The organism is Synechococcus sp. R6-10, assembly GCF_047461815.1.
Classification (GTDB): domain Bacteria; phylum Cyanobacteriota; class Cyanobacteriia; order Thermostichales; family Thermostichaceae; genus Thermostichus.
Window position 1 is genome coordinate 1 of sequence record NZ_JANSHW010000413.1, and the last position, 4,802, is coordinate 4,802.

At 57.9% G+C, this 4,802-nt stretch carries 4 protein-coding genes; 2 read left to right on the forward strand and 2 right to left on the reverse strand.

Annotated elements, in window-relative coordinates:
- A partial coding sequence (locus tag NW837_RS11390; protein WP_414331622.1) for a prolyl oligopeptidase family serine peptidase occupies window positions 1-860 on the forward strand: 860 nt, incomplete at its 5' end.
- Here the strand turns inward: NW837_RS11390 and eno are convergent.
- Window positions 857-2,140 carry a phosphopyruvate hydratase gene (eno, locus tag NW837_RS11395; RefSeq protein ID WP_011434092.1) on the reverse strand — a complete coding sequence of 428 codons (1,284 nt, stop codon included), beginning with the start codon at window positions 2,138-2,140 and terminating at the stop codon, window positions 857-859. The two genes, NW837_RS11390 and eno, sit on opposite strands and share 4 nt — an antisense overlap.
- Before the next feature lie 238 nt (window positions 2,141-2,378).
- Window positions 2,379-3,053, reverse strand: coding sequence for a global nitrogen regulator NtcA (gene ntcA / locus NW837_RS11400; RefSeq protein WP_011434093.1), 675 nt, complete (start codon window positions 3,051-3,053; stop codon window positions 2,379-2,381).
- A 301-nt stretch (window positions 3,054-3,354) separates the two neighbouring features.
- On the opposite strand from ntcA, the gene NW837_RS11405 reads away from it, so the two are divergent.
- On the forward strand, window positions 3,355-4,802 hold a 1,448-nt coding region (locus NW837_RS11405; protein WP_414331624.1), incomplete at its 3' end, for a M61 family metallopeptidase.

Below are 4,802 nucleotides of genomic sequence, written 5' to 3' on the forward strand. Positions count from 1 at the left end.
CCAGCACCCTGTTCCGTCAGCCCCAGGTGGATTTCGATCCCCAGGCCTACGAGGTGCAGCAGGTGTTCTACCCTAGCAAAGATGGCACCCGCATCCCCATGTTCCTCGTCCACCGCCGCGGCCTGGCTCGGACAGGGGATCACCCCACCCTGCTGTATGGCTACGGTGGCTTTGGCATCTCACTTACCCCCAGCTTTTCAGTGGGTCTGGTGGCCTGGCTGGAAATGGGCGGTGTCTATGCCCAGCCAAGTTTGCGCGGCGGCGGCGAGTACGGAGAAGAGTGGCACCAGGCGGGCACCAAGCTCAACAAGCAAAAGGTGTTCGACGACTTTATTGCCGCTGCCGAGTGGCTGATAGCCCATGGCTACACCAACCCCGCCAAGTTGGCCATCTCCGGCGGCAGCAACGGCGGCCTGCTGGTGGGGGCCTGCCTGGTTCAGAGGCCGGAGCTGTTTGCAGCGGCCCTGCCGGCAGTGGGGGTGTTCGACATGCTGCGCTTTCATAAGTTCACCATCGGCTGGGCCTGGATCTCCGAGTACGGATCCCCGGAGAACCCGGAGGAATTCAAGGCCCTCTACGCCTATTCCCCTCTGCACAACCTCAAGCCCGGCACTGCCTATCCCGCCACCCTGATCACCACCGCAGATCACGACGACCGGGTGGTGCCCGCCCACAGCTTCAAGTTTGCCGCTGCCCTGCAGGCAGCCCAGGGGGGATCCCAGCCCATCCTCATCCGCATCGACACCAAGGCAGGGCACGGGGCCGGCAAGCCCACCAGCAAGCTGATTGAGGAAGCTGCCGACCGCTGGGCCTTTTTGGTGCAGGTGCTAGGGATCCCCTGGGACGGAACGGGAAGTTAGCGAGCTCTAGGACCCAGGCCCACCCGACCGGCATAAACTGCCGCTTCCCCCAGCTCGTCTTCGATGCGCAGCAGTTGGTTGTACTTGGCAATGCGCTCGCTGCGGCAGAGGGATCCGGTTTTGATCTGCCCGGCACGGGTGGCCACCGCCAAGTCGGCAATGGTGGTGTCTTCCGTCTCGCCAGAGCGGTGGCTGATGATGGTGCGAAAGCCGGCTTGAACTGCCAATTGGATGGCCGAGACGGTCTCCGTCAGGGTGCCGATTTGGTTGGGCTTGATCAAAATGGCGTTGGCGGCGGCGCTGTCGATACCCTTTTGCAGGCGGGTCAGGTTGGTTACAAACAGGTCATCTCCCACCAGCTGTACCCGGGATCCCAGTTGAGCGGTCATGGCTTGCCAACCGGCCCAGTCTTCTTCCGCTAGCCCATCTTCAATGGAAAGGATGGGATAGTTGGCCAGCAGTTGCTGGTAGTAAGCCACCATATCAGCCGCGCTGTGGGCTTTGCCCTCAAAGTGATATTGCCCATCCTGCAGCAGCTCGTTGGCGGCCACATCCAAGGCCAAGGCGATATCTGCTCCCGGTTTGTAGCCTGCCTGTTCAATAGCCGTCATCAGCAGATCCAAAGCCGCCGCATTGGAGTCGAGATCAGGAGCAAACCCCCCTTCATCCCCCACACCGGTGGACAGCCCCTTCTGCTGCAGCACTTGTTTTAGTACCGCAAACACCTCAGCCCCGTAGCGCAGCGCCTCGCGAAAGCTGGCCGCTCCAATGGGCACAAGCATAAATTCTTGAATATCGACGTTGTTGTCGGCGTGGGCGCCGCCGTTGAGCACGTTCATCAGCGGCACCGGCAGCAGGTTGGCAAAGGGCCCCCCCAGGTATTTGTAAAGAGGCAAGCCCACTGCTTCCGCAGCCGCTTTGGCTGTCGCCAGAGAAACTGCCAAAATAGCGTTGGCCCCCAGGCGGGACTTGTTGGGGGTGCCGTCCAGGTCGATCAGCAACTGGTCAATACGGGCTTGGTTGAGGGCATCTTCTCCCTGCAGCTCCGACTGGATGGGGCCAAGGATGTTTTCCACCGCCCTCAGCACACCCTTACCGCCGTAGCGTTTGGGATCCCCGTCCCGCAGCTCATGGGCCTCGAAGGTACCGGTCGAAGCGCCGCTGGGAACCTGCGCCAAGCCCGTCGCCCCATTGGCTAAACCCACCAGGGCTTCTAGGGTGGGGCGTCCTCGCGAGTCGAGGATCTCATGGGCGGTAATCCACTCGATGGCCGTTTCCACAGTTACACCTCAGCAATTGGCTAGATAGCTCTGGCCAAAGCCAGATCCCCCCATAGACTAGTAGATTCTTGCCCGCGATCCGGTCAGCTTCCAGAAAACTTTAAGTCTGTCCTTTAGGTATAGAGATTCTTCAAGGCTGCAGCAGTAGATTGAACATAGGCCGGCCAGAGCTTCAACCAACCGTCGAGCGGGGTTTGCCTAGGCAGGGTGCTGCTCAGGAGGTGTTCTCCTCTTCCTTCTAGGCAAAGCGATGGCTCAGCCGCATCGGGTCGTGTACGGTGATCTTCTTCTTGTGAATGGAGATGTACTTCTTCTTGCGCAGCTCTCCCAACAGGCGGGTGATGGTGACGCGGGTTGAGCCAATGGCCTCGGCAATGGCCTGGTGAGACAGCTTGAGATCGATGGTGACCCCATCTGGGCCAGGCACCCCGAAATCGCGACAGAGGATCAACAAAAAGCTGACCAGACGGGATCCCATGTCGCGATGAGCCAGCGTCTCGATCATCATCTCCGTTTGCAAGATACGAGACGACAGGCTTTTAACCAGCAACATGGCCAGTTCGGCGTTCTCCTGCAAGGATTTTTCCACCTGCTCGATCGGCAGAGAGAGTAACTCGGTAGGTGTAAAAGCCACCGAGTGATAAAAGCGGTCGGAGCGCTGTCCCGTGATAAAGGAGAGCACGCCGAAGATGCTGTTTTCCCGCAGGAGGGCAACGGTGATTTCCTCTCCCATTTCGTAGACCCGCGAGAGCTTAACGGCTCCCTTTACCAAAAAGTAAACCCGCTCCGCCGGATCCCCTGGAAAAAAAATGGTCTTCCCGCGCTCAAACGTTTCGATAACCGGAGGATGGTGAGGGCCTCCCAATTGCTTGAAGGCTGTGATCAGAGATTTTTCCGCTACGGCCACCGCCATACTCATCAACCTTTTAAGGTCAGTTTATACCTAAGATCAACCTATTAAGATCAATCTAGAAGCATTAGGCTAGGTTGCAACCCCTTGACTTCAGAATCGATGATGATACCAAGATTTACCCTAAAGTAGAAGGTTCTGCCCAGGCATCTTTGTAGCACGTGCTACATTTTTGAGTCTCGTTTTTGCCCCAGAAAGGGATCCCCAACCGAAAGCAGGGGTTAGGATAAGAGCCATTGTCGCTGGGGGTTGCGTCGGCCCTTGGCGGTAGAGAGTGGAGTGGGTTGGAACATTCTATCTATCTATGGGGATCCCAGAGGTTACTGTTGCTGCACCTTCTCAACTGAGCCGCCAGCATTTCACGGTGCGGATGCCGGATCCGGCCAATCACCTCCTGGAGGTGGAGCTGCTGCTCCGAGAGGTGGAGCCAAAGATGCCTTTGCGGCTGCGACTGCCGGTGTGGACGCCGGGATCCTACTTGGTGCGGGAGTATGCCCGTCATGTGCAGGAGTTTCAGGCGGCAACTGAGCAAGGGATCCCTTTGGCCTGGCGGAAGGTGGATAAGAATACCTGGCAAATCGATCCGCCGGGTTCTTCTGCTGTGAAGGTGTGCTATCGGGTCTATGCCTATGAGCTGACGGTGCGCACGAACCATCTGGATTTGACCCACGCCTATTTCAACGGGGCAGCGCTCTTCCTCTACGTGCCCGGTCGCGAGCGGGAACCCTACACTTTGACGGTGATCCCCCCCAAGCCGGATTGGCACATCGCCACCAGTTTGCGGCCCTTGACCTCTCCTTCTGAGGATCCCACTTCCGGCCAGTCTTTTGTGGCGGAAGACTACGACGAGCTGGTGGATAGCCCGGTGGAGGTGGGCCTGCATCGGATGCAATCGTTTGAGGTGGAAGGGATCCCGCATTACCTTGTGGTTTGGGGGTCGGGCACTCTGGATGTGGAGCGGGCTGTCGCTGATGCTAAGGCGATTGTCAAAACCACAGCCGCGTTTTTCGGTGGGCTACCCTACGACCGCTACTGGTTCATTGTGCATTTGTCGCCGGGAGGATTTGGTGGCCTTGAGCACAAGTACAGCACCACCCTTCTTTACTCTGGGCTAGAGCTGCATCAGCCAGAGTCCTATCGGCGCTTTTTGTCTTTGCTGGCCCACGAGTTGTTTCATGCCTGGAATGTCAAGCGTCTGCGTCCTCTGGCATTGGAAAAGATCGATTACAACCAGGAAAATTATCTGGAATGTCTGTGGTTTTGTGAGGGGGCGACCAGCTATTACGAAAACGTCATCTTATTGAGGGCAGGGATCCTCAGTGCCGGCGATTTCTTGAAGATTCTTTCCGAACAGATTGGTCGCTTGCAGCGTACTCCGGGCCGGGCCGTGCAATCGCTGCGGGAGTCCAGCTTCGATACCTGGATCAAACTCTACCGCCCCCACGAAAACACCCTCAACAGCCAGGTTTCTTATTACTTAAAAGGGGCTTTGGTCTGTTGGCTGCTGGATCTGCACATCCGTCACCTTTCCGGCGGTCAGGGATCCCTGGATACGGCTTTGCAGGATCTGTGGCAGCGCTTTGGTCGGTCAGAGAAGGGCTACAGCGACCAAGACTTGCGGGAGGCGTTTGAGCGGGCAGCCGGTGCCGATCTTGGCCGGTTTTTCTCCGCCTATGTGGAAGGCACGGAAGAGCTAGACTACAACACTTACCTACACCCCTTTGGCCTCACCCTTAAAGCCCACTTCAGCCG

Excerpts from the sequence above, each read along its gene's own strand:
- ntcA (WP_011434093.1), bottom strand. The coding sequence starts at position 3,053 with ATGGCGGTGGCCGTAGCGGAAAAATCTCTGATCACAGCCTTCAAGCAA.